The sequence below is a fragment of the Nocardia jejuensis NBRC 103114 genome, from assembly GCF_001613145.1.
In the GTDB taxonomy this organism is placed as follows: domain Bacteria; phylum Actinomycetota; class Actinomycetes; order Mycobacteriales; family Mycobacteriaceae; genus Nocardia; species Nocardia jejuensis.
This window is the reverse complement of sequence record NZ_BDBU01000007.1, coordinates 79333-105782: the sequence shown is the minus strand read 5'-3', so window position 1 is coordinate 105782 and position 26450 is coordinate 79333. Positions and strand designations below refer to the sequence as shown.

Here is a 26450-nt window from a genome sequence, read left to right as displayed (position 1 = left end):
GGTTCAGAGACGAGTGCGCAGTTCGCGGCGCAGCAGCTTGCCGACCGGGTTTCGGGGCAGCGTCTCGGCGATCTCCAGACGCTCGGGGAGCTTGAAGGAGGCGACCTCTCGCGACCGCAGGTGCGCGACGAGATCATTCAGGGTCGGGTTCGCACCGGGTGCGGGAACCACGAAGGCACAGCACTTTTCACCGAGGACCGGATCCGGGTATCCGACGATGGCGACATCGGCGACGGCCGGATGGTCCGAGAGCAGACCCTCGATCTCGGCGGGCGCGATGTTCATGCCGCCGCGAATGATGATCTCCTTCACCCGGTCCACGAAGCGCAGATAGCGACCGCCCTCACCACACAGCTCGAAAACATCTCCGCTGCACAGGTATCCCTCCTCGTCGAAGGGCTCGGCGGAGGCGGTGCCCGGCAGGTATCCGGCGAAGACCGCGGGGCCGCGCATGCGCAGCTCACCGCGTCCGCCGAGTGCGGTCACCGTCTCGCCGGTCACCACGTCCACGAGTTTGACCGCGGTGCGGGCGGCCAGGCTGGTGGACCAGCGCACGCCGGGAGCGCCGTAATGCGGCAGGTGCTGGGCGCGCACCGTCGGATCGGGAATGTCGGCGGGTGCGCCCAGCAGGCTGACGCCCTCGTTCGAGCCGAAGAAATTCAGGACCTGGATGCCGAGGTCCTCCTGCCAGCGACGCACCACCGGCGGTGGCAGCGGACCGCCGCCGGACCCGACCGTGCGCAGAGAGCTCAAATCCGCCTCGGCGCGCAGGGTTTCGTTCTGCAGCAGCATGGTCAGGAGCGCGGGCGGCATGGCGGTGTGCGAGACGCGGTGCTCGGCGATCTGACCGAAGAACACCGGCAGATCCAGGGGATGGTGTTGCACCAGGTGCCCGCCCGCCAGCAGCCACGGCAGGAACGAGCCCGCGAAGCCCGCCATGTTCACCATGGGGAAGGGGTTGAGCACCACCGAATCCGGGGTGATGCCGAGTCCGTCCTGGACTCCGCGCGCCACGGCCAGCCAGTCACCGTGACAGCGGGGAATGCCCTTGGGTGCCGCCTCGGTGCCGCTGGTCCAGCAGATGGTGACGCGATCGTTGACGGTGATCTCCAGTCCGGAGCCGTAGTCGCGCACCCGATTCCGCGCTTCGGGACCGACGGCGTCGCCGATCGCGACCGCCTCGGCAGGTACGCCCGGTCCGAAGGCGAAGACGGTCCGCTCGCCCTGCGCGACCTCCAGCGCCTCGCGCACCGGTTCCCGATCGGTCAGCGCACCGACCGTGATGATCGCCTCGGCATCGGTGGCCGCGACGATGCCGGAGAGCTCGTGCCGCCGGAACGAGGCGGGCATGGGTGTGGCGACCGCCCCGAGTCGCCACAGCGCGAGATAGGTGGCGGTGAGCGCGACCGAATTGGGCAGCAGCACAGCCACGGTGCCGCCCTGGCGGATCCCGTGATCGAACAGCACGGCCGCGATATCGGTGACGTGATCGTCGAGCTCGCGCCACGTCAGCGTGCGCGGCAGCGCCCTGGTCAACTCGGCCAGGTTCGCCGGATCGGTCACCGCGAGCGCATCACCCGCCTCCGCGACCCGTCGGTCGAAGACGTCCGGAATGGTCTCGGCCTCCCACCAGCCCTGTTCGAGATACGCGCGCACCGTCGCTTCGGGGTGACACGTCGGCACCGCCCGGTGCGTAGTCGTGCCGAAGGCAGGCGTATCGGAGTCGGCCGGGGCGGAGATGGGAGAAGCGGAGATGGGAGAAGCGGTTGTGTCGGAGGCGGTTGTGTCGGCCATCGAAACCCCTACTGGGTCGTAGTGCTCTGCATCGAGCGGGATGTCGTGTGAGCTGTGTTCTGTTGTGCGGGGCCGGATCGGCAGGACGGCGAGAATTCCTCATGATGTGCGGCGGAGGATCATCGCCGAGCCCAATCCGAGTGCGGCCGGGATGGTTATCAGCGCGAATTCGCCGTCGCGGCGGCGTAGTTCGTCGAGCGCCTGGGCGATGAGAATGCCGCCGGTCGCACCGAGGGGGTGGCCGACCGCGAGCGCACCGCCCGAGGGGTTCACCCGCTCCGGGTCGAGGCCGAGTTCACCGATCAGGACCAGCGGGGTGACGGCGAAGGATTCGTTGACCTCGATGACGTCGAGGTCGGCGGCGGTGATTCCCGCGCGGCGCAAGGCAATTCGCGCGGCCACGGCGGGGGCGGTCAGCAGCGGCGAGCGCACGGCGGCCTGTCCGGTCCCGACGATCCGGGCGAGCGGATCGCGGCCCAGCGTCCTGTGCGCCGATCGGCCGCCCAGCAGCACCGCTGACGCGCCGTCGGCCAGCTGTGGTGCGGTCGCGATGGTGTGCAGCCCGTCGGCCGGACGCGGCGAGCCCGGTAGTCGCCGAGCCACTCGCTCCCAGGCGGGATCCGCGCCGAAGAGCGTGGGCAGCGCGGCGAATACCTCTTCGCTCGCGTCGGCCCGCGCGCCCTCGTCGTTCGCCAGCAGCAGGGTTCCGCCCTTGCGGGCCGGCACGACCGAGCTCGACACCATTGCGGCACCGGCTCTCCGGTGTGACCGCACCGCGTACGCATCGAGCTCCGCACGGGTGATCCCGTACTCGGCGGCGGTCAGATCCGCCGACACCCCGATGGTCACGAACCCGGTCCGCTCCCCCAGATCGGCATCGCTCGCGATGGCGGGCCGATCCGACAGCATGGGAACACGCGACATGGATTCCACCCCACCGGCGATCACCACCTCCGCGTATCCGGCCGCGACCCGCGCCGCGCCGCTCTCCACCGCGTCCAGCCCCGAGCAGCACAGCCGCGACACCACCCCGCCGGGCACCGAATCCGGCCACCCCGCCCACAATTCGGCGGCGCGCGCCACATCCCCGCCCTGCTCCCCCATCGCGGTGCTCACCCCGACGATCACGTCGTCCACCGATTCCGCCGGGCACGAACGATTCTCCAGCGCGGTCAGCAACTGCCCGAACAACTCGTACGCCGGCAACTCCGCCAACGTCCCCCCGCCCTTGCGAACCCGCCCCCGCGGCAGCCGCACCGCGTCGTAGACGTACGCCTCACTCATGCCGAACCCTCGCAAGCGTCTCGAGTGTGTGACTTCCCGCCGGGTCGTGTGCGGAGGTGGCCGGAACCACGACCACCTCGTCCGCCCCGGCCGCACGGTATGCGGCGAGGCGAGAGGTCAAAGTGTCTGCGGCCCCGAACATTCCGACCGCGGCGGGCAGTTCGTCGGGCACCGCCGCGAGCACCTCCCGGGGGTGCGCGCCGCTGTGCGCCAACCGCACCACGTCGCCGAAACCGGCTTCGGTGAACATGGCGTCATAGCCGGGAGCTCGGAGGTATCCGACAACTCCGCGCCGCACGGTCGCCAGCATCTCCGGGAGCGGATCCGCCGCCGCGGTCACCCACACCGACACCGCCGGAGCCGCCAGTCCCGCTTCTGCCGCGAAACCGCGCACGGCCGCAACGCATCTCGCGACCTGTGCCGGAGTGACCAGGTTCAGCACCACACGATCGGCGCTCCGCGCCGCTGCCGCGAGCGCCCGCTCTCCGAACGCCGCGACGCCCAGTTCGACCCGTCGTATCTCGCGATCGGCCACTGCCGAATGTCCGTTCGATCGCGTGGACACCACGGGCCCCGGGGTCGTGCGGTCCGCCGGGTGAGGGGCCCGGTGCCACGCGGGCTCGACTGCCTCCTCGATCATCGATCCCGGTACGGGTAGTCGCAGACGGTAGCCGTTGATGTGTTCCACCGCGCCGTCGAATATCACCTTCTCGCCGTTCAGCAGTCCGCGCACGATTCGCGCGGACTCCTCCAGGTGCACTGCGGGGCGTCGTCTTTCGCGCCCGTGCCAGTCGCGCACCACCACCGTGCTCGAGGTTCCCAGGGCCACGTCGACCGGCCGGCCGGTGAGGGCCGTGACGCTCGCGACGCCCATGGCGATGGTCATGGGGCTGCGGACGTCGACCGCCAGCGGGCCGACGCAGAGCGGGATTCGTCCGGAGGTTCGGCCGATCGCGGTGGCGAGGGCGAAGGCGTCGAAGGTCGCCATCTCGCCCAGCCAGAGGCGGTCGAAACCCAGCGCGTCCGCGGCCTCGGCGACCAGCAGGGCGTCGAGGGGGTCGCGGTCCTGCCAGTACGGGATGCTGACGCTCAGGCGTGGATCTGTCACCGGCGCAACCCCGTTCAGGCCAGCGGCCGGGCGGCGGCACGCATGCGGTCGCCACTGACCCAGGTGGCGTGGAAGCCCAGCGGAACGCGGACCGGCAAACCGAGACGGCAGACGGGACCGTCGGTCATGTTCGCCGCGTCGTAGATCCAGAGTTCGGCCAGATCGGTGTGGCAGTTGTGCACGAACATGGTGAGCCAGGCGTCGTCCTCGCGGTTCCCGCCGTCGCGCGGGACCACCGTGAGCTCACTGCCGTACATGCCGTCGCCGAAGGGCGCGGTTTCCTTTGCGCCGCTGAGGATGTCGTACTTGATGATGGCGTCGAAGATCATGGTGCGATCGACCGACAGCCGCATCTGATACGAGTAGCGCCCGCGCTGACCGGTGAGGCCCTGATCGATGGCCGGGAACTCGGTGTTCACATCGTCCATGGGCGTCTCGACGGTCGTGCCGGTGCGCAGGTTGAAGCGGTACTTGTGCAGCTTGGCCTCGGGACGCAGATACGCGAGCAACTGCGCCAGCGGATGGGCGCGATCGGACACCGGGCTCGGCTCGGACACCCGGCAGACCACGAGCACGATCTCCTCGCCCTCCTCCCAGGAGTTGACGGTGTGATAGATGTACCCCGGCGCGGCCTCGAACCACTTCGCCTGTGCGCCATCGCCGTAACGCGGCAGCACCGCGAATCGGCTGGGCAGGTTCCGGTCGAAGAAGATCTTGAATCGCCCGGCCGCCGCGGCCCGCGGATCGTTGTAGAGCGGCAGATCCATCAGGATCGAATAGTTCTCGGTGATGGCCATATCGTGCGGCAGCCGCGACCCGGGCAGTTCGAGTCCGGTGTAATGGGTGACGGTGCCGGACTTGTCGGCGATGCCGTAGCGCAGATACGGCGCGTTGATGCCGTAGTCGAAGAACAGCAGTTCCTCGGTCCGCTCGTCCACCTTGGCGTGCGCGGACACCTCGCCCGGCAGCGTGCCGTTGAAGTCGTCGACGCCACGGGTCTCGAGGCTGACCGGATCCACCGCGTACGGCTTGCCCGCCCGGTACCAGAGCGCGAGCAGATTCCCGTGATGGAAGACCAGATCGGTATTGGCCGAATTGCGTTCGCGCCGATCACCGGCCGGGTTGCCGTCCCACGGCTCGATCACCCCGCGCCACAGCGCCGTTCCGGCGGCGTGTTCCGCCTCGAACTCGTCGGTCCGTACATACCGGTTGCGGTAGGTGGCGCGCCCGTTCTCGAAGTGGACCGCGTGCAGCATGCCGTCACCGTCGAACCAGTGGTAGCGGCCCAGCGGCGCGAACTGCGGATTGGGTCCGTTGCGCACGTACACCCCGTCCAAGTCGACGGGCAGCTCGCCGTACAGCACGGTCAGATCGGTGGCGGTGACCTCCTCGGAACAGGCCGCGTACGGACCCTCCAGATACGGATTGGTCAGGGCCGACGCGGCCGGGGCGATGAGTTCTTCGTTGAGCGGCATGAGAAGCCTCCAGCGGCCGGGGACATCGACCCGGCAAGATTTCACTACAGTTAATGAAGTGATACGCGTCTCAACGAGAGCTGTCAAGGTTCGCAGTTCACGCGGTCGGCGGCCCGACTCGACAAGGGACTACGACCGGCGGGCAGCGTCAGCGCGGCCAGAGGGCGTCGCGCAGCGGGTGACGAGCAGCAGCCGCGGGCACGCACGCGGCGAGGGAGAAGTTCAGTCCGGTACGTCGCGGGATCCGCGCACGGGCACCTCGAACCGCACGTCCCGCCGCCCGAGTTCGCCCTCGCACCCGCGGCACCGCAGCGCCGGAATCAGCACGGCCCCACACTCTCGGTGCCGAATCAGCAACCCGGGCTCGGGGCTCTGCGGATGCGCGCGATTCGACCACGCCAGCAGGAACGCGAAGACGCCGAACAGCGCCCGACCGCGCGGCGTCAGCCGATAGTCACGCCCGCCCGCCTCGGACCGATCCAGAATTCCCGCCTCGACCAGCCGGGTGAGCCGCTCGGTCAGCGTCGTCGGCGACATGTGCAGCGCCGCACGGAATTCCGAGAACCGGCGCACCCCCGCCAATGCCAGCCCGGTCACCGCCGCGCTCCACCGATCGCCGATCGCCTCCATGATCTCGTCGAATTGCGCGTCCCCGCGCGCGGGACCGGTCCCCCGGCCGGATCGGCGCCGGCCGGAGGTGATGTGCCACAGCGCATCCCGATCCAATTCCACATCGGTGTCGTGCGCGGTGACCGTGCGACCGCACCCCGTGCACATCAGCACCGGAGGGCCGCGATGGCCGCAGTCCGCGTGCACGAACTCCGGCAGCAGCGCCCACTCCGGTGTCCATTCCCGCTGCCAGGACCAGACGCAGACCAGGATCTCCCAGGTCGCCAATCCGAGTTCGGTGAGCCGGTATTCGAACCGGTCCGGGGTCCCGGGCACCGGGCTGCGCTCCAGCACCCCGGAATCGACGAGCGCCGCCAGCCGGGCGGTGAGCACGGCGGGCGGCGCGCCGGTGTGATCGAGCCACTGGGTGAAGCGCCGGGCCCGCCCGGCGAACGCGTGCCGCAGGATCGTCAGCGTCAATCGGTCCCCGAGCAGATCGAAGGTCGCGGCCACGGAGTTCGTCACGCCGACCACCGTATGGGGCGGTGCGGCGGGATCGGCTCCGGGACTCGCGACCTCCGTCGATTGCACTTCAGTAACTGTACTGGATGATCAAGCACCTATCTCGGCCAGCTCGCGCTGCACCTTCGCGTCGTGCTCGGCCGCTTCCTCCGCCGCCTTCTTCGGGCTCCAATGTCCGTTCATCAGGAAGATGAACGGCAGGAACGCGATCTGGGCGATGAGGCAGATCCACCACCAGCGCAACCACTGCTTGGGCGAATCGACCTGAGCCTGCTGCACTTCGGCGCCGTGCGCGGCCAGATACTCCCGATCCTCGACCGGGATGGCCGACACCGCCTTCAGCTGCTCACTGGCCGCCGTCAGCTGCGGACCGGTCGAGGACGCCACGGTGAGCTCGTTGGTCGGGACCTTCTGCGCCGCGACCAACCGTGCCACCGCCTGATCCGGCGGGATCGAGAACTTCTGCGAGATCGCCGCGACGGCCTTGCCCGCGGATTCCGTATCGGCCGGATTCACCATCAGTTTGACCAGCGTCGGTGTATCGACCGCCTGCAATGTGGCGAGCTCCTGCGGATACTTCGCGTTCAGCGCGAGCGTGGTCTGCACATCGGCGGCCGACGCGCCCGTCAGCTTCACCAGCGCCGCGACCTGTGCCGCGGTGTCGTTGGGATTGGCTCCCAGCGCGCCCATGGTGTCCGTGCCGACCTTCTGGATGGTCGCGATCTCGGTGCGATACTTGGCCGAAATCACTTGCAGCTCAGGGCCGTAATTGACCAGCGTGCCCGCGGCGGTCACCACGAGCAGCAGCCCGAGCAGCACGAAGGTGACCACCGTGCGCAGGGTTCCGCCCCACACCGCCAGACCGACGGCCGTGGCCGCGGGATTGCGGTTCTCCACCGTCTCGGTGAAGCTGGCCATCCAGGTCGAGTACGCGATACCGCTGCCCACCGCGATGAAGCTCAGCACGATGGCGAAGGTGTAATAGTCGGTGCCGGGGCGATCGGTGTATCCGAGGAACACCCACAACCCGATGATGCTCACCAGCGCGCCGAACACCATGAACGGTTTGCGCACCTTCAGGTAGTCCGACACGATGCCGGTCAGCACCAGCGCGAACGCGTTCGCGATCCAGTACCAGTTGCCCAGCGCGTTCGCCTGCGCCGCGGTGAATCCGAAATTGGTGGCGAGGTACACGGGCAGGAACGACACGATCGTGTAGAAGAACGCCAGGAAGATCGAGATCCCGAAGGCCGATCCGACGATCCTCGGCACCAGCATCTGCCGCCACTGATCGCGTTCGAGCGAGCTGACGTCCAGTCCGCGCGCCCGGGCTTCGATCAGCGCCTTGTCCCGCATCGACACCATGATCTGATCGCGCAGAGCCGGGCTGAGCTCACGCAATCCGACCAGGCCGACCAGCGAGATGATCACGCAGATCACACCGCACAGCCGGTAGTGGAACTGCCAGTCCGGATGCGCGTCGAGGGTGTGCGTGGCGAGCTCGGTGGTCACCAGCGCGCCGAGCACCGGCCCGAGCGTCCAGAATCCCATGGCCGAGGCGCGCCCCAGCTGCGGCGAGAAGTCGCGCACCAGTGCGGGAGTCGCGACCAGCACCGCGCCCTCCACGATTCCGATGACGCAGTAGACGATGAGGTAGGCCTCTTTCGTCGTACACGCCGGAATCGCGAAAAGGGTGAGCAGCGAGCAGATCACGGTGCCGTAGGCGACCATATTGGCTCGCCCCCACCGATCCAGCAGACCGGCCACCACCGAGGCGACCGCGCCGACGGCCGCGCCGGCGATGAAGATTCCGACGAAGTACCGGAAGGTCAGGTGGTAGTACGCGATGAGCTGATTGCCCACCGCGCCCGCCACGAACAACTGGTAGTAGAGGGCGACCGAGACGATCACCACGAGGAACAGGTACCAGGACCGCGCGGGCGTATCCGGATAGTGCGGGATTTTGCGCTGCCACAACCCGGTCAGCAGGGTCGGCGGCGCGAATTCGGGGGGCGCGGCCGGTGGAACAGCGGTCGGAGTCGTACTCATATTCGAAATGCCTCTCTGCACACGGCATCTCGCGTACCGGGAAGACCCTTCGGCACCGCGAGCGACCGGGTGAGAACAGGGTAACTGTCATGAGTGATTTGGATCACTGTTACGAAGATCAATACTGGACAGTTGTCGGCACGAGTCCCGCTGAGTGGACTTTCTCGCCCGTTCAGTGGACCATTTCGCCCGTTCAGCGGACGATCTGGGCGTCTTTCGCGGCGCGCAGCCAGGCCGGGAATTCCTCGAGCAGCTTCGCGTACAACTCGGCATCGCTGAGCCGGTCGATATCGGGCACCGCGAAGAACCCGGCGTTGTCCACCACCCGTCCGCTGAGGGTGTCGAGTTCGTGCAGCATGCCGAACTTGTTCTTGCCCAGGCCGATGAACTGCCAGAACACCGGAAGCCGCGAGGCGTCCCGCATCAGCGCCGCGATCTGGGCCTTCTTGGAGAAACCGCCGTCGGTGAAGAACAGCACCAGAACCGGTAGCGTGCTCGACGCCGAGGCCTGCAGAATGTGCCCGATGATCGGCAGTTCGTCATTGGACGCGCCGAGCTTGCCGTAGTCGATGCCGGCATGGGTGCCCGAGAGATGGATGTAGGTCGCGCACCAGGCATCCACCTCGGCGACGGTGACGTTCGGGAGCTTGGCGTAGCCGCGGGCGTAGAGGTAGGGCTCGAGCTCGCCGTCGTCGTCGAGCTGGATCGCGACGGGGACCATGCGCTCGACCACCCGATGCACCACGCCGTTCGAGTACTCCCTGGCCATGCTGCCGGTCTTGTCGATGACGAGCAGGACCCGGGCGCGCACACCGGACGCGCCCTTGGTCAGCAGCACCTTCGCGACCTCCTGCTTGCGCAGGTTCAGCTTCTCGCGTTTGACCAGGGACAGCTTCTCCTCACCCGCGACCGAGCGCACCGGCGAATCCTGCTGCTGTGGTGCGGCGTGCCGCACGGCCGAGTCGGGCTGCGGCGGAGAGAAGGCGGCGGGTTCGTCCTCGACGCTCACACCGTGGTCGGTCACCAGTGCGGCGAATCCGCCCGCGTACCCCTGGCCGACCGCGCGCACCTTCCACTCGCTGTTGCGTCGATACAGCTCGAGCGCGATCACGATGGACTCGCTGGACAAGCCCTCGACGGCATACTCGTACAGCGGGTTTCCGGCCGCGTCCGAGACATGGGCGATCGGGGCCGCACCCGCCCCGAAGGTGCTGCCCGGATCGTCGAGGGCGATGACCGCGCGAATCTGCGCGATGTCCGCGGGCACGGCGCGCAGGGCCACGGCCAGCACGGCGGACCGCGATCCGGCGGCCGGCCGCAGTTGCACGCCCGGCCCTGTGGGCTGATTGAAGAACACGAAGTCCGCGTCCGAGCGCACGGTGCCCCGCTCGGTGACCAGCAGCGCGGACAGGTCCGCGGGCGCGCCGATCCGCAGGGAGATCACTACGTCGTCGACCGCGAGCGGCCCGTTCTGCCCCTTGGCGAGTGCCGTCATGACCCCATGCCTTCTGGTCGCTGGTGGAGCCGGGGTGGTGCCCCGAAGCTATTCCGGATCGGCGAAGTACAGGATGTTCGAGCCGTGCGAGGCCAGCGGACCGGATTCGGCGGCCTGGCGAATACCGCTGCCGGGCAGGCTGGTCAGCTTGGTGAACATGGTGGCGTTGCCGAACGCCCCACGGACCTGTGTCTCCGAGGCGTAGTCCGCGCCGTACTCGGCGAGAGCCTTGAAATCCAGTGGGGCCAAGGGCTTTTCGAGCGGCACCTGCCCCGAGGGCAGTCCGAGCGCGGCGTACTGGGTGGCGGAACCGCCTTCGTACCAGCACAGTTCGTAGGACATCTGCTCGGTGGTGGTGACCGTGACGGTCGGCCACTCCTGAGACAGGCGCAGCGCCAGCGGATGCCGCCCGACCGGGGCGACCTCCCAGTTCAGACTCTTGACCGAAACCCAGTGCTCGGAGACCTTTTCGATGAGGACCACGTCCTCACCGAGCCGCTCGGTCCGGTTCTGCTCGGGTTCCGGTGTGCTCCAGTGCTTCTCGTCCACACCCTGATACGCCGAACTCGGGACCACGTTCGCACCGTCGGCCGTGTACGCCGCCATGATGGCCGCGCGCACCAGTGTGACCGCATTGCGCGAGGAGCAGCGCACACCCAGCGCGCCGAAGGAATTGCCGATCTCCACCGGTTTGGAGGGCTGATCCGGCATGGCCCCGGCCAGCAGCGGCTTGAGGCCGATCAAGGCGAGCTGCCAGTTGATCTCCTCGATCGTCGACAGATCGCCAGAGGTCTGATAGAGGATCTGCTGCTGGGTCAGATGACCCGCGCGCTCGAGCGTCGCGCAGCCGAGCTTGCGCAGCGCGGTCAGGGTCTTGCTGGTGAAACCCATGTCCTCGACCTTGAGCTCGCGCAGGCGCTGCGCCATGGCCGGGGAGGTGACCGCCGCATACCGTTCGCGATACATGGCGACGGCCTGTTTGCGCTGGCGGCCGACCATGAGCGTGCGCAGCAGCGTATTGAGGGTGGCGAGATAGCGATTGGCCTGCTCGGGGTCCGCCGCGAAGAGCGAGGCGCGAATGCGCACGGCATCCTCACCTGCGGCGACGGCGGCGTTCGGATCGAGGCGGCAGAGCCATACGCTGCACTTGGACAGGGCATCGGCACAGACGCCGGCCGCATGCGGATAGGTGTGCGCGACATGGCGATACGCCTGACACGCATTGCGAATGGTGGCGGTCGCGAGTTCACGATGACCGATGGTGCGCGCGGCCTGCTCGAACAGGCGCAGCGCCTCCTGCACCTCACCGGCGAACACCGCGGTCACATGACCGGCGGTGAGCCAGCGCAGACGCAGCAGCACCGCCTCCTGCGCGGGTTCCAGCGCCGAGGCCGAGTAATCCCGCTGGGAACTGTCGTCTTTGGTGGCTATGAGCGCGCGGGCGAACGTGCACAGCGTGGTGGCCAGGCGTAGCTCGTTTTCGGGCGAACGGTCCCGCGCGGCCCCGCGATCCGCGGCCACCTCACGCTCGATGGCGCTGAGATCCATTGCGACCTTCAAACTCCCACATCAACCTTGCGCATACGGCCGCCCATCGACCGGGTCGCGCGTTTGCGCCGAGTCTGCCACACAATGCCCGCGCGGGTCACCCATCCGACGGTATGCCCGGATTCTCGGTGACCCGCGCACCCGGGAGCGCGTCAGTCGCGCCGGGCGATCCGCAGCTGTGTGGATTTCGACTGGTCATAGGCGTCGCGGCCCGAGAGATGCTGCGGCACACCCACTTCCCACCACGCTCCCGCCTCGGTCCACGAGGACGGCCGGGTGCCGACCACGACCACCGCGGGCCGCCGTTCGACCGTGGCCGCGGTGCGGGCGCGGGCGTAGGCATCGGCGAACTCGCTCAGCTCACCCGCGGTGAACACCGCACAGCCCAGCGCTTTCGCGTGCGCGGCGAAGTCCACCCGCGGCGGGTTCGCGTGCAGGGTGCGGCAGTCGGCGTAGAAGTTGTTGAACGGCTCACCGCCCTGTCCCCGCTGCAACCGCGCGATGACCGCGTACCCGTCGTTGTCGCACACCACGGCCACAAGTGGATGCCCGGCGAAGGCCGCGGAGAACAGCTCGGAATTGAGCATCAGGTACGAGCCGTCGCCGAGCAGGGTGGTCACCAGCCCGGCGTCGTGCGCCATGGCCGCGCCCCAGGCTCCCGCCAGCTCGTATCCCATACAGGAGAAGCCGTATTCGACATCCATGGTCGGCTCGCCGCCCGAGGCGCGCCAGCCGCCGACCAGTTCACCGGGCAATCCGCCGGAGGCGGTCATGACGTAGTCGGTCGGTCCGCTGAGCTCGTTGACCACGCCGACCAGCTGCGCGTAGGTGGGCGCACCACCATCGGGGGCGCGCAGTTCGTCGATGTGGGCGTCCCACGCCGACCGGGCCGTGGCCGCCTTCAGGGTCCAGTCCGGGTCCACCCGCCAGCCGCGCAGGCCCGGCGCGAGATCCGCGAGCGTCGCGTCGGCGTCCCCGACCACCGCGAGCGCGCCGTGCTTCACCGCGTCGAAGCGCGCGGCGTTGATGTGCACCAGCCGCACCTCGGGCGCGAAGAGCGTCCACGAGGCGGTGGTGAAGTCCTGCAACCGGGTGCCAACGGCCAGCACCACATCCGCCTCGGCCGCGAGGGTGTTGGCCGAGGCTGCGCCGGTGACACCCAGCGGTCCCGCGTACAGCGAATGATCGTGCGGAACCAGCGTGCGCCCGGCCGTGGTCTCGGTGATCGGAATGCCGTGCCGCTGAGCGAATTCCAGCGCGCGGGCTCCGGCCCCGGAATAGCGCACTCCCCCACCGAGTATCAGCAGCGGACGGGTGGCGGACCGCAGCGTCTCGGTCGCCGCCGCCACACTGCGCCGGTCCGGGCGTGGACGCGGAACGTGGTGCACGACAGGGGTGAACAGCGCGTCGGGGAAGTCGTGGACCTCGGCTTGCACGTCCTGGGGCAGTGCCAGGGTCACCGGCCCCGCGTCGGCCGGATCGGTGAGCACCCGCGCGACCTGCGGCAGCGTCGCGATCAGCTGCTCGGGCCTGGTGATCCGATCGAAATAGCGGCTGACCGAGCGGAACGCGTCGTTGACCGTGCCGGTCGGATCGCCGTAGTGCTCCACCTGCTGCAACACCGGATCCGGCGCACGGCTCACGAAGGTGTCACCCGGCAGCAGCAGCAACGGCAGCCGATTGGCGTGCGCCACCCCGGCGGCCGTCACCATGTTCAGCGCCCCCGGCCCGATGGACGAGGTGGCGACGCCCACCTGCCGCCGGTGCGCGGCCTTGGCCAACCCCACCGCCGCGAGCGCCATCCCCTCCTCGGTGTGGCCGCGCCACACCGGGATCTCCTCGCGCCGCTCCTGCAACGCGGTACCCAGACCCAGCACGTTCCCGTGCCCGAAGATCGCGAAAACCGCTGGGAACAGCGGCACTTCATCCCCGCCGAGCGTCGCTGACCGCTGCGCGATCATCCACGCCACCAATGCCTGTGCGGTCGTCATCCTCATACCGGGAGTCCTTCGTCGTCGATGGCCGGCCCTGTCATCGGACACGCCCTCGGTGGGTGGTGACCGGACAGCGCGGATCGAGAGGTGTGTCTGTCCAGCTCGATCGGACCCAGGCGTGGGCGGGGTCGTCGCAGAAGGCCATCGATCGTTCGGGGGCGGGTCCGGCCAGTACGTTCAGGTAGTACATCGGGTAGCCGGGGGCGGCGATGCAGGGGCCGTGATAGCCGTGCGGCACCAGGAAGACGTCGCCGTCCCGCACCGCTGCGTTCTCGTCGAGTGATCCGTCCGCCGTGTAGGTGCGGTGCATGCCGAACCCCTCGGGGCCGGTGGTGATTCCGTCGCGGCCGGCGATCCGGAAGTAGTAGATCTCCTCGTTGACCACCTCGCAGTCGTTCGCCGCGTCGTGCTTGTGGGGCGGGTAGGAGGACCAGTTCCCGTCGGGGGTGATGAGCTCGCAGGCATTGAGTTTGTCCGCGTGTTCCCAGACACCGGGTACACCGAAGCCGGTGACCTGTCGCGTCGCGGAGCCCGCCCCGCGCACCTCCACCGGAACCTGTTCCGCCGGGCCGTATTTCGGTTCCAGCCGTCGAGTGCAGCGCGCCATCGGCAGGGCGATCTCCGCACCGGCGGCGCTGGACAATTCGATCTCGGCATCCCTCGGGACGTAGGCGAAATCCGTCACGCGCGCGAATACCGAAGCGCGCCCGTCGAGTTCGAACCTGAGGCCGTCGACCCGGACCGTGCAGGAACCGGCCAGCGGGAGCACGAAAGCCTCGAAGTCTCCCGTGCGCACGATCCGGGAAGCACCGGCGTGCAGCCGCAGCACCCGAAGACCGGTGTAGGTCCAGCCCGCGTCCGCGGGTGTCAGCACCACGGGATCGGTTCCGCTGCGCAGGGTTCCGGCCGGATAGTGCAGCGTGCTCATGTCCGCACCGCCGTTCCCGGACCGGGTGGGACGACCACGGCTCCGCGCGCACCCACTCCGGATGCTCTCTCGGTCGACGGTTTCCGACTCGGCACCGACGACGCGACCGGGATTCGACGGACGACCGCACTCATCGGGCCGCCTCCAGGACTCGCGCCGCCGCGTCGACCGCACCCGCGACGTCGCCGTCCGGCGGGTAGAGCAGGCTGCGCCCGACCACCAGGCCGCGCGTGACGTCGTGCCGGAGCGCCGCTCCCCAGGAGTTCAGGTCGGCCTGCGGGTCGCCCGAGGGTGCGCCGCCCAGGACCAGTACCGGGAGGGTGGTGGCGTCCAGGACCGAGATATGTTCCGGGGCCGGAATTTTCAGCCAGGTGTAGGCCGAGGTGACGCCCAGGCCGGAGGCGACGGTGATCGCGCGCTGCAGGGCGGCGGCGTCCCGGTGCATGGTGAGCGCACCGGAGGCGTCGCGCCGGTAGGGCAGGGGTTCGACCATGGCCATCAGCCCGTGTTCGGCCAGTTCGGAGACCGCGCGGGCGCAGGCTTCCAGGGTGGGGATGGTGCCGGGATCCGAATCGACGAGTCGCAGCAGCATCTTGCCGCCGTCGAGGCGGTATTTGACCAGCGCTTCGGCGTCGTATCCGGTGAAGCGATCGTCGATCTCCCAGTCCGCGCCGGCCAGACCGCCGCGATTCATGGAGCCGATGACGATCTTGTCGTGCACCGCGCCGAGCAGCAGCAGTTCCTCGACGATGTCGGGGGAACCCAGCACCCCGTCCACGGCGGGATTGTCCAGGGCGATGAGCAGCCGCTCGAGCAGCGTGCGGCGATCGGCCATGGCGGTGCTGTCCGCGCCGACGCCGAGGGCCCCGCGCGCGGGATGGTCGGCCGCGACCAGAAACAGGGTTCCGCGCTCGGACAACAGGTTCGGACGGCGACGCCGGTCGGCGTACGCGGAGCGGATGGCCTCCGGCTCGGTGGCCCGCACCCGTAACAGGTCGTACCAGCGGTCGTCGGTCAGGTGCACAACATCTCCTCGATCTCGGCATCGGTCGGCATGGCATCGGCACACGCCAGGCGCGAAGCGACCAGCGCGCCCGCGGCATTGGCATAGGTGGCGATCCGGTGCGGATCCCAGCCCGAGAGCAGCCCGTGCACCAGCGCACCGCCGAACCCGTCCCCCGCGCCCAGTCCGCACACCACCTCCACCGGACACGGCGGCACGGTCCACCGTTCGGATTCGGTGGCGATGAGCACGCCCTGCGCGCCGCGCTTGATCACCGCGAGCCGGACGCCGCGCGCCAGCAGCCGGTCCGCGGCCTCGTCGGGATCCTCGGTGCCGACGGCCACCCGCACCTCGGTTCTGTTGCCCACCACCACGTTCACGTGATCGAGCATCCAGCCGATCTCGGCGCGCGCGGTCTCGACATCGGGCCAGAACATGGGCCGGTAGTCGAGATCCAGCACGGTATGGGCGCGGCGTCCCCGGCGGCGCAGGATCGCACGCTGTGTACCCCGACCCGGTTCGGCGCTGACGCCGGTTCCGGTCACCCACAGCAGCGGCACCGAATCGACCACGTCCCAGGGGATCTCGTCCTCGGTCAGGGTCAGGTCGGGTGCGATGGGCAGGCGGTAGAACAGCAGGGGCGGATCGGCGGGCGGATCGAGCTCGCAGAACACCACCGGCGTCAGCAGATCCGCCGAGGTGCCCACATACCGCGACGACACCCCGAAACCCTCCAGCGCCGTGCGCACGAAATCCCCGAAACCGTCTCCGCCGACCTTGGTCAGCACCCCGGCGCGGCGGCCGAGCCGGGCCGCCGCCACCGCGACGTTGGTCGCGGTGCCGCCCAGGAACTTGGCGAACGTGCTCACCTCGGCGAGCGGAACACCGCTCTGCTGCGGGTACAGGTCCACCCCGACCCGTCCGATCGTCAATACCTCCAGCTCGGTCACGGCGTCACCACCCGCGATAGTTCGTGTTGCAGCGCTTCGAGTTCCGCGCCGCCCGCCATCTGACGGGTGAGCTCGTTCAGGTCGATCTCGGACTTCTCATAGCCGCCGAGCATGCCGCCGCGCTTGAGCAGCAGGAACCGATCGCCCACGGGGAAGGCGTGATGCGGATTATGGGTGATGAGCACGACGCCCAGCCCGCGGTCGCGTGCCTGCACGACATAGCGCAGCACCACACCCGCCTGCTTCACGCCCAGCGCCGCGGTCGGTTCGTCGAGAATGAGCACCTTGGCTCCGTAGTGCACGGCGCGGGCGATGGCGACGCACTGGCGCTGACCACCGGACAGGGTGCCCACCGGCTGTTCCATATCCCGGATGTCGATCCCCATGTCCGCCAGCGCCTTCCGGGTGATGTCCCGGCCCTGCGCCCGGTCGAGCAACCGAATCGGCCCGTAGCTCTTGACCGGTTCGGAGCCGAGCACGAAATTGCGCCACACGCTCATCAGCGGCACCACCGCCAGATCCTGGTACACCGTGGCGATGCCGCGATCCAATGCCTCACGGGGCGAGGACAATCGCACCGATTCGCCGTCGAGCCGCAGTTCGCCGGCGTCGTGCTGGTGCACCCCGGCCAGGATCTTGATCAGCGTGGATTTGCCCGCACCGTTGTCACCCAGCACGCAGGTGACCTGACCGGCCTTCACCACGGTGGACACGTCGTGCAGCGCGACCACACCGCCGTAGCTCTTACCGATCGCGACCGTCTCGATGAGTGGAGCGCTCTCGCCCGTGGAATTCATCGGCGTACCCTTTCCGCCCGCTTCTTGAACGCGTTGTTGACCAGTACGGCCGAGAGCAGCAGCACGCCGAGGAACAACATGAACCAGTCACTGTCCCAGCGCGCGAACACGATTCCCTGTCGTGCCATACCGAAGATGAGCGCACCGATGGCCGCACCGACCACCGAGCCGAAACCGCCGGTCAGCAGGCATCCGCCGACCACCGCGGCGATGATGTACTGAAACTCCAGTCCCACACCCTGATTGGCCTGCACGCTGGCGAAGCGCAGCAGATTGCACGCGCCGACCACCCAGCCCGCGAAGGCCGTGGTCATGAACAACAGGATCTTGGTCCGCATGGCCGGTACGCCGACCGCGCGTGCGCTGGGCAACGAGCCGCCGACCGCGAAGATCCAGTTGCCGAAGCGGGTGCGCATCAGCACGAGCGCGGCCAGCGCGGTGAGCACGATCCACCACAGCACCGACGCCTGGATGCGAGCATCACCGATATCGGTGGTGGCGGCGAAAACCCAGCCCGCGGACTGATATCCGTCCGCGGCGCGGATCCCCGACACCTGTACCGTGCCGGTCACCCACCGGGTGACACCGAGATTCAGGCCCTGCAGGGCCAGGAAGGTGCCCAGGGTGACGATGAAGCTCGGCAGCCCGGTCCGCATCACCACCCAGCCGTTCAAGGCACCGACCGCGAGCGCGAACGCCAGCGACACCGCCAGTGACAGCCACACATTCCAGCCCGCGTCGACCGCGAGCAGCGCGGTGATCAACGCCGTGGACGCGGTCATCACCCCGGCGGACAGGTCGAATTCCCCGCCGATCATGAGCAGCGCCACGGCCACCGCCATGATCCCGAGGGTCGAGGCGTCGTCCAGCCAGGTCGAGACCCCCAGGGGACTCAGGAATTTGTCGGTGATGATCGTGAAGAAGAGGAACACGACCAGCGCGCCGAGCAGAGCGCCGATTTCGGGCCGCACGACCAGGCGATTCATGATGGAGGCCTTCGCGTCGGCCACCGCGGACTCGGATGGCTTCGTCGTAACAGTCATTTCGCTCTCTCCCGACCCGCTCACCGGGTGCCCTGGCCGACGAGTGCGGCGACGGCATCGACATTGCGCTTGTCCACGAAGGCCGGTCCCGTCTGCACGGGATGTCCGCCGCCGACGGTATTGAGATTCGACCGGTACAGCTTCAACATGACCACCGGCAGATAGCCCTGTTCGTACTGCTGCTGATCGACCGCGAACAACAGCGTGCCCGCCCTGATCGCCTCCACCACATCGGTATTGAGATCGAAGGTCGCGACCGTGGCCTTGGACCGGGATTCGCGCACCGCGTCCACCGCGCGCGCGGCGACCTGCGAATTGAGCGTCAGCACGGCGTCCAGGGCTGGATCCGCCTCGAGCGCGCCCTTGATGCGGGCCTGCGCGTCGGCCGGGTTGTTGATGTCGACCTGCAGCGTGACGGCCTGGCCGAAGCCCTGGGTCGCACCGGCGCAGCGATCGTTCGCGCCGATGTTCCCGGCTTCGTGGATCACGCACAGCATCTTGCGTTTTCCGGCCTCGGCCAGCCGCTTGCCTGCGGATTCACCGGCCATGCGCTCGCTCTGCCCGACGTGCCCGATCGCACCGTAGGCCACGCTCTCGGCCTCGCCGGAATTGATGGTCACCACGGGAATCCCTGCGGCCCTAGCTTTTTCGATGGATGGCTTGAGCGAGTCCGGATTGGCCATGGACACCACCAACCCGTCGACGCCCTGCGCCACCGCATTGTCGATGAGCTTGGCCTGCTGCCCGGGGTCGCCGGCGGAGTTGTACTCCACGCGCACGCCGAGGTCCTTCCCGGCCGCTTCCGCGCCGTTCTTGACCACGTTCCAGAAGGCGTCGCCGGGCGACCCGTGCGTGACCACGGCGACCGAGGTCAATTCGCCCACCGAGGCCGGTGACCCGGTGGTGCCCGCGACATCGGTGCCCGGACCGCTGCAGGCCGCGAGCAGTGCCGCGGCGGCGAACCAGGGCGAGAGACGGCGCAGCCGCGACCCGCGTGAGCGGGGTGGCCTGGCGGAACACGGCACGCGCGACGCCGGGGAGAATAGGGACGGCATTGTCTTCACCTCCTCAGTGAATCCGCGCCGAAGCCACTGCGGCCCCGATTCCGGCCAGGACACGCAGGCTGTGTTCCGCGTCGCGACTCGCTGCGGCGGCGGTCTCGTCGGGCCCGAGCGCGGTGTCCTGCTCGATGACGTACCAGCCGCGATAGCCGGCCTCGTGCACGGTGCGCACCAGCGCGTCGATGTCGAGGTCGCCCTCGCCGAGCGGGACGTACAGTCCGCGGCGCACCGCCTCGCTGTATTCGATTCGGCCACTGCGCACTTCGTCGGCCAGGTGCAGGCGCACATCCTTGAGGTGGACGTGCCCGATCCGATGCGCCGCACGTCGAGCCAGGGCGACCGGGTCGGTTCCGCCGATGGCGAGGTGCCCGGTGTCCAGGCAGATGTCGAGCTCGGAGTCGGCCAGGAAGCGTTCCACCTCGGCCTCGGTCTCGACATGGGTTCCGACGTGCGGATGCAGTGTCGCCCGCAGCCCGTGTTCGGCCGCGATATCGCCGACGGTGGCGGCGGTGTCGATCAGGGTCCGCCACTCGTGGTCGGTGAGCGGGGTTCTCGTGTCGTAGCCGTCCTGCCCGGTCGCGGCGGCCAGCACCAGCACTTCGGCGCCGGTCGCGGCGAACAGCGCGACGGCTTCGCGGGCCCGAGCCAGCGCAGTGCCGGGGTCTCGATGCAGAGCGAGGGCCAGGAATCCCCCGATCGGCGTGATGCCGTAGCCGCCGAGGCGCTCGCGCAATTCCCGGGGGTCCGCGGGCAGGTAGCCCGGTGGACCGAACTCGGTCGCGGTGATTCCCAGCCGCGCCATTTCGGCCAGGACCGTCCCCGCATCGAGGGCGTGCCCCCAGCCGGGGACTTCGCAGACCCCCCAGGAGATCGGCGCGGCGGCGATCCGCAGCGTGTCGGTTCGCAGCGTGTCGGTTCGCAATGGACGGAGCGGTTCGGTCATCGGCACATCCCAGACCTGTCGTGAGCCATCGGGTGGAACGCTCGCGGTCGATGCGATCTATGGTCTCGACGTTGGAGCGCTCCAACAATGTAACCTGGCTCACTCGAGTGTCAAGGGCTCCGAAGTGGCTCGAAATTAGCGGCTAACCATGCACAACAGCATCTTCCAGTGCGTTTCACCATCGAGTATCACATCCGGAATTTCGGATTAGAGCGCTCTATTGCCCGCTACCGACCGACGCTGTACCGTCCGTCACAACCGATTCGGAACCCATCCGCGGCACCACATGTCGACACCCACATTTCGGAGGCACCATGACGCGACCGACGATGGAGGACGTCGCCGCCGCGGCGGGCGTCTCCCGCGCGCTGGTCTCGCTCGTGATGCGCAACTCCCCCAAGGTGAGCGAGCATCGCCGCCGCGCGGTGCTGCAGGCCGCGTCCGACCTCGGTTATCAGCCGCACGCCATGGCCCGCTCGCTGGCCAGCCGAACCTCGAACCTGGTCGGCGTCATGGTGTCCGACCTGCGCAACGCCTTCTTCGCCGACGTGGTGGAGGGTATGGACGAGGCCGCGCAGGACGCGGGGCTGGAGCTCATCCTCACCACCGGCCGCCGCAGTGCCGCCCGGGAACGCACCGCACTGGACGGCCTGCTGGCCTTCCGCCCCGGCGGGATCATCCTGCTCTCACCGGTACTGCCCGCCGCCGCCATCCGGGATGCGTCGCAACGCTGCCCGATCGTGCTGGTATCGCGCACCTCCAGCACCGCCACGGTCGACACCGTCAACGACGACGGCGAGACCGGAGCGGCCCTGGCCGTGGATCATCTTGTCTCCCTTGGCCATCGCCGCATCGTGCATCTGGACGGCGGAGCCGCCTTCGCCGCGCCGCCGCGCCGCAAGGGCTACACCGCCGCCATGCAGCGGTACGGTCTCGAGCCCATGGTGGTGCCCAGCGAGCACACCGACGCGGCGGGCGCGGCCGCGGTGCGCAAGCTGCTGAACCTGTTCTCCCCCGGCACTTTTCCCACCGCCCTGTTGTGCGGCAACGATTTCAACGCAGTCGGCGCGATGTCCGCGCTCGCCGAGGCCGGACTGCGGGTGCCCGAGGATGTCTCGATCGTGGGATACGACAACACCTCGCTCGCGGCGCTGCGTCACGTCTCACTGACCACCATCGACCAGCCGCGCACCAGCATCGGGCGGCTGGCCGTCGAAGCCCTCACCGAGCGCCTGCGCGACGGCCGCACCGAACCGGTGCGCAAACGTCTCGAGCCCTCCCTGGTCGTCCGCGCGACGACCGCCGCACCCCGCGGTTGAGCTGTGCCGCACCCGATCCGAGAAGGAGCTTTGCCATGCCGTCCATTCGAGTGGGTCTCGCCGGTACCGGCCGGATCGGAACCTCGCATGCCGAAACCCTCCGGCACCTGCCCGGGGTCGGCGCCGTAGTGGTCACCGATGTCGACGCCGAGCGCGCCCGGGCCACCGCCGACAAACTCGAGGTGGAATTCGCCGCCGATACCGCGGCCCTGTTCGATTCCGGAATCGACGCGCTCGTGGTCACCACCGCCACCGACTCGCATCCCGAACTCATCACCGCCGCGGTCGATCGCGGCATCCCGGTGTTCTGCGAGAAGCCCATCGCGGCCGATATCACCGGCACGCTGGCGGTGGTCGAGCACGTCGCGAACTCGCGGGTTCCGGTCCAGATCGGCTTCCAGCGTCGATTCGACGCCGGGTACCGTGCGGCTCGACGCGCCGTGGCGGCGGGCGAACTCGGCTGGGTGCACACGCTGCGCGCCACCACCCTCGACCCCGCCCCGCCGCCCGCGGAATACATCCCGCGCTCGGGCGGACTGTTCCGCGATTGCGGCGTACACGATTTCGACATCATCCGCTGGGTCACCGGTCGCGAGGTCACCGAGGTCTACGCCACCGGAGCCAACCGCGGCGAGCAGTTCTTCGTGGACGCGGGCGATGTGGACACCGCGGCGGTCGTTCTGCGGCTCGATGACGGCGCGCTGGCCACCGTGTCGCTGAGCCGCTACAACGGCGCGGGCTACGACGTGCGGCTCGAGGCCCTGGGCTCGCTCGGCAATGCCGTTGTCGGACTGGATGACCGGGCCCCGTTGCATTCGGTCGAGCCCGACTACCCGCAGTCCCCGCTGCCCGCGTATCCGGGTTTCATGGATCGTTTCCACGGCGCGTACGCCGAGGAGCTGGCGGTGTTCGTCGGTGTGGCCACGGGCCGCAACGACAATCCCTGCCCGCCGAGCGAAGCGCTCGAGGCCTTCTACATCGCCGAGGCCTGCGAGCGCTCCCGCCGGGACGGTAAGCCGGTGCAGCTCGCCGACGTCCGTCGCTAGCCGAGGACCAGCCCGAGGGCCAGGGCGGTCATGACGGTCGCGATGACGGTATCGAGGATTCGCCAGGCTCTCGGCTTCGCGAAGACCGGAGCCAGCAGGCGCGCACCGAAACCCAGTGACACGAACCAGATGATGCTGCCCAGAATCGCGCCCGCGGCCAGGAACCAGCGGTCCGGGGTGGCATAGGTGCTGGCGAACGAGCCCAGCAGCACCATGGTGTCCAGGTAGGCATGGGGATTCAGCCAGGTCACCGCGAGGCAGGTGGCGATGGCCGCGCCCAGGGCGATCGGCGCGCCACCGTCGGCGGTGAGACCCGAGGCGGAGAAGGCGCGCCGCGCGGCCAGGAAGGCGTAGCCGAGCAGGAACAGCGCGCCTGCGTATTTTGCGAAGGTCAGCAGGACCGGGGCCTTCTCCATCACGGTGCCGAAACCGGCCACCCCGACGCTCATGAGCACCACATCGGAGGCGGCACAGACCGCGACCACCGGCAGGACATGCTCGCGTCGGATTCCCTGGCGCAGCACGAAGGCGTTTTGCGCGCCGATCGCCACGATGAGGGAGAGTCCGAAGCCGAGTCCTGAAAGGCCTGCCAGGGCCGCCGATGATGCGTTCACTCCCCCGAAACTAGGGCAGTCGTCCATCACCAGGCCAGCTAAAGATTCTGAAGCACGATTACAGTTTCTTAATATGGATCTGCAACTGGATCAGCTGCGCGCCCTGGACGCGGTCATCAGCGAGGGCACCTTCGAGGCGGCCGCCCGGCGGCTCAACGTCACGCCCTCCGCGATCAGCCAGCGAATCAAGGCACTCGAGGACTCGGCGGGCCGGATCCTGGTGCAACGCACCAAACCGGTGCAGCCGACCGAGTCCGGGCTCACCGTGCTGCGGCTCGCCAAACAGATCCAGCTGCTCACCAGCGACACCGCGCGCGAGCTCGGCGGCGCAGACCAGGAGGACGCGCCGCGGGTGAACATCCCGATCGCGGTCAATGCGGATTCCTTACAGACCTGGGTCATGGCCGCGCTCGGACGCGCCGCCGGGGGTGTCTCGTTCGAGATCCACCGCGAGGACGAGGAGCACACCACCCGGCTACTGCGCGACGGCACGGTGATGGCCGCCATCACCTCCACCGCCGCGGCCGTGCAGGGCTGTTCGGTGCGGCGGCTCGGGGCCATGCGCTACCGGCCGATGGCCGAGCCGGACTTCGTGCGCACCTGGTTTCCGGACGGCCCGACCGCCGCGGCGTTCGCCCGGGCGCCGGTGGTTCTGTTCGATCGCAAGGACGATCTGCAGTTCCGGCTGATGCGCCAGTACACCCGCAGACCCGTCGATCCGCCCCGCCACTACATCCCGTCCTCGGCCGGATTCGGCGATGCCATCCGCATCGGGCTCGGCTGGGGGATGATGCCGGATCTGCAGATGCGCCCCGACGACACCCTGATCCCCTTGGACGACAAGGTCTTCGTCGACGTTCCGCTGTACTGGCAGCAATGGCGGCTCGACTCCCCCGCGCTGAGTCTGGTCGCCGCCACCATCGCCGAAGCGGCTGCGGCGGCACTACTCTGAGCGCCTCCGGCACTCTCCCCGACGGTGGCCCGGCGGGACGGCGTGCGACTCGGTGAGATCGAGTCGCACCTGTTCCCCGCCCGGATGCGATAGTCGGGGGGATTGCTTTTTAGCCGAGAAAGGAACTACGTGTCCCAGATTGTGCGCGGCGTCATCGCACGCTCGAAGAACGCTCCCGTGGAACTCACCGAAATCGTGATCCCGGATCCGGGCCCGGGCGAAGCCGTCGTGAAGATCCAGGCGTGCGGGGTGTGTCACACCGATCTGCACTACCGGCAGGGCGGCATCAACGACGAATTCCCGTTCCTGCTCGGCCACGAGGCCGCCGGCTTGGTGGAGGCGGTTGGCGAGGGCGTCACCGACGTCGAACCCGGCGATTTCGTCATCCTGAACTGGCGTGCGGTCTGCGGCACCTGCCGGGCCTGCCGCAAGGGCAAGCCGTGGTACTGCTTCTCCACCCACAATGCCTCGCAGCCCATGACTCTCACCGACGGCACGCCGCTGACCCCCGCGCTGGGCATCGGCGCGTTCGCCGAGAAGACCCTCGTGCACGCCGGACAGTGCACCAAGGTGGATCCGACCGCCTCGCCCGTCGCGGCGGGCCTGCTCGGCTGCGGCGTCATGGCCGGACTCGGTGCGGCGATCAATACCGGCGGCGTCACCCGCGGTGACAGCGTCGCGGTGATCGGCTGCGGCGGCGTGGGCAGCGCGGCCATCGCGGGCGCGCGGCTGGCCGGTGCGACCACCATCATCGCCGTCGACATCGACGAGCGGAAACTGGAGTGGGCCAAGGGCTTCGGCGCGACGCACACCGTCAACTCCGCCAAAGAGGATGCGGTGGAACGCATTCAGGAGCTCACCGACACCTTCGGCGCGGACGTGGTGATCGACGCCGTCGGCCGCCCCGAAACCTGGAAGCAGGCGTTCTACGGGCGCGATCTGGCCGGGACCGTGGTGCTGGTCGGCGTGCCCACCCCGGACATGACGCTCGACATGCCGCTCATCGACTTCTTCTCGCGCGGTGGATCCCTGAAGTCCGCGTGGTACGGCGACGCGCTGCCCTCGCGGGACTTCCCGTACCTGATCGAGCTGTACAAGCAGGGCCGCTTCGATCTCGACGCGTTCGTCACCGAGACCATCGCGCTGACCGACATCGAGGCCGCCTTCGAGAAGATGCACCACGGTGACGTGCTGCGCTCGGTGGTGGTGCTCTGATGGGCCATATCGATCACACCGTCACCTCGGGCACCTTCAGCCTGGACGGTGAGACCTTCGAGGTCGAGAACAATGTGTGGCTGGTCGGCGACGACGCGGAATGCGTCATCATCGACGCCCCGCACAATGTCGAGGCGATCCTGGATCTGGTGGAGGGACGCAAGGTCAAGGCCATTCTCGCGACCCATGCGCACGACGATCACATTCGCTTCGCACCCGAGCTGTCCAAGGCCACCGGCGCGCCGATCCTGCTGCATCCGGACGATCTGGTGCTGTGGCGGCTCACGCACCCGGACGTGGACCCCGACGGCGAGCTCGCCGACAAGCAGGTCATCGAGGTCGGCGATACCGCCCTGCGCGTCCTGCACACTCCCGGGCACGCGCCGGGTGCGGTCTGCTTCCACTCCCCCGATCTGGGCGTGCTCTTCAGCGGCGACACCCTGTTTCACGGCGGGCCCGGGGCGACCGGGCGGTCCTACTCCGATTTCCCCACCATTCTGGGCTCGATCGAGGACCGGCTGCTCACCCTCCCCTCGGACACCCTGGTGCACACCGGGCACGGGGAGTCCACCACCATCGGGGCGGAGTTCCCGCATCTGGACGACTGGCGCCAGCGCGGCCACTGAGTCCGGAACGCCCGAGATTGGCGAGGTTCGCAAAACGTGCGAACCTCGCCAATAATTTCGGCGCGCCGCACCGGC

Annotated in this window: 22 protein-coding genes; 5 read left to right on the top strand and 17 right to left on the bottom strand. The window is 68.7% G+C overall.

Annotated elements, in window-relative coordinates:
• Positions 1-3: 3 nt before the first annotated feature.
• The 16 genes from NJ1_RS06510 to NJ1_RS06435 form a co-directional block, all read right to left on the bottom strand.
• Positions 4-1794, bottom strand: coding sequence for a class I adenylate-forming enzyme family protein (locus NJ1_RS06510; RefSeq protein WP_084477813.1), 1791 nt, complete (start codon positions 1792-1794; stop codon positions 4-6).
• Positions 1795-1893: 99 nt separating this feature from the next.
• Complete coding sequence (locus tag NJ1_RS06505; RefSeq protein WP_067688782.1) at positions 1894-3078, bottom strand: thiolase family protein; 1185 nt, start codon at positions 3076-3078, stop codon at positions 1894-1896.
• On the bottom strand, positions 3071-4186 hold the full coding sequence (locus NJ1_RS06500; protein WP_084477812.1) for an LLM class flavin-dependent oxidoreductase: 1116 nt from the start codon (positions 4184-4186) through the stop codon (positions 3071-3073). The genes NJ1_RS06505 and NJ1_RS06500 overlap by 8 nt, the downstream gene beginning before the upstream one ends.
• A 14-nt stretch (positions 4187-4200) precedes the next feature.
• Positions 4201-5661 (bottom strand): carotenoid oxygenase family protein, encoded by a 1461-nt coding sequence (locus NJ1_RS06495; RefSeq protein ID WP_067688779.1) that lies wholly within the window; start codon positions 5659-5661, stop codon positions 4201-4203.
• Positions 5662-5883: 222 nt separating this feature from the next.
• A complete protein-coding gene (locus tag NJ1_RS06490) occupies positions 5884-6795 on the bottom strand; it encodes a winged helix-turn-helix transcriptional regulator (RefSeq protein WP_245717248.1) in 912 nt (303 codons plus the stop codon).
• A gap of 87 nt (positions 6796-6882) precedes the next feature.
• Positions 6883-8841 carry an MFS transporter gene (locus NJ1_RS06485; RefSeq protein ID WP_067688778.1) on the bottom strand — a complete coding sequence of 653 codons (1959 nt, stop codon included), beginning with the start codon at positions 8839-8841 and terminating at the stop codon, positions 6883-6885.
• 193 nt (positions 8842-9034) lie between these two features.
• Entirely contained in the window at positions 9035-10336 is a 1302-nt protein-coding gene (locus tag NJ1_RS06480; protein ID WP_067688775.1) for a vWA domain-containing protein, read from the bottom strand.
• A gap of 48 nt (positions 10337-10384) precedes the next feature.
• On the bottom strand, positions 10385-11896 hold the full coding sequence (locus NJ1_RS06475) for a hypothetical protein (RefSeq protein ID WP_245717247.1): 1512 nt from the start codon (positions 11894-11896) through the stop codon (positions 10385-10387).
• Between the two features lie 140 nt (positions 11897-12036).
• Positions 12037-13881: a 3D-(3,5/4)-trihydroxycyclohexane-1,2-dione acylhydrolase (decyclizing) gene (gene iolD, locus NJ1_RS06470; RefSeq protein WP_067688770.1), complete on the bottom strand. Its 1845-nt coding sequence runs from the start codon at positions 13879-13881 to the stop codon at positions 12037-12039.
• A gap of 34 nt (positions 13882-13915) precedes the next feature.
• The gene (iolB, locus tag NJ1_RS06465) at positions 13916-14806 is read right to left on the bottom strand and encodes a 5-deoxy-glucuronate isomerase (RefSeq protein ID WP_067688767.1); all 891 of its coding nucleotides are present in this window, start codon (positions 14804-14806) and stop codon (positions 13916-13918) included.
• A gap of 130 nt (positions 14807-14936) precedes the next feature.
• Positions 14937-15830 carry a Cgl0159 family (beta/alpha)8-fold protein gene (locus NJ1_RS06460; protein ID WP_067688764.1) on the bottom strand — a complete coding sequence of 298 codons (894 nt, stop codon included), beginning with the start codon at positions 15828-15830 and terminating at the stop codon, positions 14937-14939.
• Complete coding sequence (iolC, locus tag NJ1_RS06455) at positions 15821-16759, bottom strand: 5-dehydro-2-deoxygluconokinase (RefSeq protein WP_067688761.1); 939 nt, start codon at positions 16757-16759, stop codon at positions 15821-15823. Before iolC ends, NJ1_RS06460 begins: the two co-directional genes overlap by 10 nt.
• Positions 16756-17556, bottom strand: coding sequence for an ATP-binding cassette domain-containing protein (locus tag NJ1_RS06450; RefSeq protein ID WP_067688759.1), 801 nt, complete (start codon positions 17554-17556; stop codon positions 16756-16758). Before NJ1_RS06450 ends, iolC begins: the two co-directional genes overlap by 4 nt.
• Positions 17553-18599 carry an ABC transporter permease gene (locus NJ1_RS06445; RefSeq protein WP_067688756.1) on the bottom strand — a complete coding sequence of 349 codons (1047 nt, stop codon included), beginning with the start codon at positions 18597-18599 and terminating at the stop codon, positions 17553-17555. The genes NJ1_RS06450 and NJ1_RS06445 overlap by 4 nt, the downstream gene beginning before the upstream one ends.
• A 20-nt stretch (positions 18600-18619) precedes the next feature.
• Entirely contained in the window at positions 18620-19654 is a 1035-nt protein-coding gene (locus NJ1_RS06440) for a sugar ABC transporter substrate-binding protein (protein WP_084477810.1), read from the bottom strand.
• Positions 19655-19667: 13 nt separating this feature from the next.
• The gene (locus tag NJ1_RS06435) at positions 19668-20603 is read right to left on the bottom strand and encodes a TIM barrel protein (RefSeq protein WP_067688753.1); all 936 of its coding nucleotides are present in this window, start codon (positions 20601-20603) and stop codon (positions 19668-19670) included.
• Between the two features lie 314 nt (positions 20604-20917).
• On the opposite strand from NJ1_RS06435, the gene NJ1_RS06430 reads away from it, so the two are divergent.
• Together NJ1_RS06430 and NJ1_RS06425 are read left to right on the top strand one after the other, a co-directional pair.
• Positions 20918-21922: a LacI family DNA-binding transcriptional regulator gene (locus NJ1_RS06430; protein WP_067688750.1), complete on the top strand. Its 1005-nt coding sequence runs from the start codon at positions 20918-20920 to the stop codon at positions 21920-21922.
• 35 nt (positions 21923-21957) lie between these two features.
• On the top strand, positions 21958-22968 hold the full coding sequence (locus tag NJ1_RS06425; RefSeq protein ID WP_067688747.1) for a Gfo/Idh/MocA family protein: 1011 nt from the start codon (positions 21958-21960) through the stop codon (positions 22966-22968).
• Here NJ1_RS06425 and NJ1_RS06420 read toward each other — a convergent pair.
• A complete protein-coding gene (locus tag NJ1_RS06420) occupies positions 22965-23582 on the bottom strand; it encodes a LysE/ArgO family amino acid transporter (RefSeq protein ID WP_245717246.1) in 618 nt (205 codons plus the stop codon). The genes NJ1_RS06425 and NJ1_RS06420 overlap by 4 nt on opposite strands.
• Before the next feature lie 73 nt (positions 23583-23655).
• On the opposite strand from NJ1_RS06420, the gene NJ1_RS06415 reads away from it, so the two are divergent.
• The 3 genes from NJ1_RS06415 (at position 23656) to NJ1_RS06405 (ending at position 26375) form a co-directional block, all read left to right on the top strand.
• The gene (locus tag NJ1_RS06415) at positions 23656-24534 is read left to right on the top strand and encodes a LysR family transcriptional regulator ArgP (protein WP_067688741.1); all 879 of its coding nucleotides are present in this window, start codon (positions 23656-23658) and stop codon (positions 24532-24534) included.
• Positions 24535-24663: 129 nt separating this feature from the next.
• Positions 24664-25749, top strand: coding sequence for an S-(hydroxymethyl)mycothiol dehydrogenase (locus NJ1_RS06410; protein ID WP_067688738.1), 1086 nt, complete (start codon positions 24664-24666; stop codon positions 25747-25749).
• Complete coding sequence (locus NJ1_RS06405) at positions 25749-26375, top strand: MBL fold metallo-hydrolase (protein ID WP_067688735.1); 627 nt, start codon at positions 25749-25751, stop codon at positions 26373-26375. Before NJ1_RS06410 ends, NJ1_RS06405 begins: the two co-directional genes overlap by 1 nt.
• The last annotated feature ends 75 nt before the right edge of the window (positions 26376-26450 follow it).